The sequence below is a fragment of the Streptomyces sparsus genome, from assembly GCF_054776295.1.
Genome location: NZ_BAAHCA010000530.1, coordinates 365 through 3,431, shown reverse-complemented (window position 1 = coordinate 3,431; position 3,067 = coordinate 365). Strand labels below are relative to the sequence as shown.

The window sequence follows — 3,067 nt, the reverse complement described above, 5'->3', positions numbered from 1 at the left end:
GGGCAGGACGGCACCCCTGACCGGACCCGACCGGCACCCGACCGGCACCGCCGGCGCGTCGGCCCCGGGAGCGCCGACGGGCGCCGGTGGGCCGTTCGGCGGCAGGACGTTGTTCGCCGGTAGCGGATGCCACCCCTGCATCCTGCATGGATCCGTCATTGTCAGGGGTAGGAAAACCCCAGTGGACGGGGGTGTGACGGTGTGACGGGTGCCCGGGCAAGGGCGTCGCTGGGCGTTGCTGGGCGTGTCGAGAGGGTGGGCGTTCGCCATCGGCGTACTGAATGCGGGTGGATACTCCTGGCCTGCGGGAACATCGTCTCGCACCATCGGGTTGGAACTGTTGCCGGCCGTTCGGGGCAGCGAGCCGGGGACGGGTGTCGGCAGTTGGAATGAGCGGTCCCCCGTTGCGGGACTAAGCTGCGGAAGGACAGGGAGGGGACCTACCCCTAACTGACTGACCGCTCTGAGGAGCGATTAACGATGTTCGAGAGGTTCACCGACCGCGCGCGGCGGGTTGTCGTCCTGGCTCAGGAAGAAGCCCGGATGCTCAACCACAACTACATCGGCACTGAGCACATCCTCCTGGGCCTGATCCACGAGGGTGAGGGTGTCGCCGCTAAGGCATTGGAGAGCCTCGGGATTTCGCTCGAGGCGGTCCGCCAGCAGGTGGAGGAGATCATCGGCCAGGGCCAGCAGGCCCCGTCCGGCCACATCCCCTTCACCCCCCGTGCCAAGAAGGTGCTGGAGCTGTCGCTCCGCGAAGCCCTTCAGCTCGGCCACAACTACATCGGCACCGAGCACATCCTGCTCGGCCTGATCCGTGAGGGCGAGGGCGTCGCCGCCCAGGTCCTGGTCAAGCTCGGCGCAGACCTGAACCGGGTCCGCCAGCAGGTCATCCAGCTGCTCTCGGGTTACTCCGGGGGCAAGGAGACGGCCGCCGCCGGCGGTCCGACCGAGGGCACGCCCTCGACGTCGCTGGTGCTCGACCAGTTCGGCCGCAACCTCACGCAGGCCGCCCGCGAATCCAAGCTCGACCCGGTCATCGGGCGCGAGAAGGAGATCGAGCGGGTCATGCAGGTGCTCTCGCGCCGCACCAAGAACAACCCGGTGCTCATCGGTGAGCCCGGCGTCGGCAAGACCGCGGTCGTCGAGGGCCTGGCCCAGGCGATCGTCAAGGGCGAGGTGCCCGAGACCCTCAAGGACAAGCACCTCTACACCCTCGACCTGGGTGCCCTGGTCGCCGGTTCCCGCTACCGCGGTGACTTCGAGGAGCGCCTGAAGAAGGTGCTCAAGGAGATCCGCACCCGCGGCGACATCATCCTCTTCATCGACGAGCTGCACACCCTGGTCGGTGCCGGCGCGGCCGAGGGCGCCATCGACGCCGCCAGCATCCTCAAGCCGATGCTGGCCCGCGGTGAGCTCCAGACCATCGGCGCCACCACGCTCGACGAGTACCGCAAGCACCTGGAGAAGGACGCCGCGCTGGAGCGCCGCTTCCAGCCGATCCAGGTCGCGGAGCCGTCGCTGCCGCACACGATCGAGATCCTCAAGGGTCTGCGCGACCGCTACGAGGCCCACCACCGGGTCTCCATCACGGACGCCGCGCTGGTCGGTGCCGCGACGCTGGCCGACCGCTACATCTCCGACCGCTTCCTGCCGGACAAGGCGATCGACCTGATCGACGAGGCCGGCTCCCGGATGCGCATCCGCCGGATGACCGCGCCGCCGGACCTGCGCGAGTTCGACGAGAAGATCGCGAACGTGCGCCGGGAGAAGGAGTCCGCGATCGACGCGCAGGACTTCGAGAAGGCCGCCTCCCTCCGGGACAACGAGAAGCAGCTCCTCACCCAGAAGGCCAAGCGGGAGAAGGAGTGGAAGGCCGGCGACATGGACGTCGTGGCCGAGGTCGACGAGGAGCTGATCGCCGAGGTCCTCGCCGCGTCCACCGGCATCCCGGTCTTCAAGCTGACCGAGGAGGAGTCCTCCCGGCTGCTGCGCATGGAGGACGAGCTGCACAAGCGCGTCATCGGCCAGCAGGACGCCATCAAGGCGCTCTCGCAGGCCATCCGCCGGACGCGTGCGGGCCTCAAGGACCCGAAGCGCCCCGGTGGCTCGTTCATCTTCGCGGGCCCGTCGGGTGTCGGTAAGACGGAGCTGTCCAAGACGCTCGCCGAGTTCCTCTTCGGTGACGAGGACGCGCTGATCTCCCTCGACATGTCGGAGTTCAGCGAGAAGCACACCGTCTCCCGGCTGTTCGGTTCGCCTCCCGGCTACGTCGGCTACGAGGAGGGCGGGCAGCTCACCGAGAAGGTGCGCCGCAAGCCGTTCTCCGTGGTGCTGTTCGACGAGGTCGAGAAGGCCCACCCGGACATCTTCAACTCGCTGCTCCAGATCCTGGAGGACGGTCGGCTGACCGACTCCCAGGGCCGGGTCGTGGACTTCAAGAACACCGTCATCATCATGACGACGAACCTCGGCACCCGGGACATCTCCAAGGGCTTCAACCTGGGCTTCGCCGCCCAGGGCGACGTCAAGACCAACTACGACCGCATGAAGGTCAAGGTCAACGACGAGCTGAAGCAGCACTTCCGGCCGGAGTTCCTCAACCGTGTCGACGACACGGTGGTGTTCCACCAGCTCACGCAGGAAGACATCATCCAGATCGTCGACCTGATGATCGCCCAGGTGGACGAGCGTCTGCGGGACCGCGACATGGGCCTGGAGCTCAGCGGCGAAGCCAAGCAGCTGCTCGCCAAGCGCGGCTACGACCCCGTGATGGGTGCCCGGCCGCTGCGTCGGACGATCCAGCGTGAGATCGAGGACCTGCTCTCGGAGAAGATCCTCTTCGGTGAGCTGCGCCCCGGTCACATCGTGGTCGTGGACGTCGAGGGTGAGGGCGAGACGGCGAAGTTCACCTTCCGCGGTGAGGAGAAGGCCGCACTGCCGGACGCCCCGCCGGTCGAGGCCGCGGGCAACGGCCCGAACCTCAGCAAGGAAGCCTGACCCGTCGGCTGGCTGACTGACTGATCGACCGACTGACTCGGCCCCGGAACCGTTCGCGGTTCCG

At 67.7% G+C, this 3,067-nt stretch carries 1 protein-coding gene; it reads left to right on the top strand.

Annotated features, from left to right (window positions below; translation table 11 throughout):
* The first annotated feature begins 480 nt into the window (after nucleotides 1-480).
* Nucleotides 481-3,003, top strand: a complete 2,523-nt coding sequence (locus ACYVE9_RS19705) for an ATP-dependent Clp protease ATP-binding subunit (protein WP_461029206.1) — start codon at nucleotides 481-483, stop codon at nucleotides 3,001-3,003.
* Nucleotides 3,004-3,067: the final 64 nt, after the last annotated feature.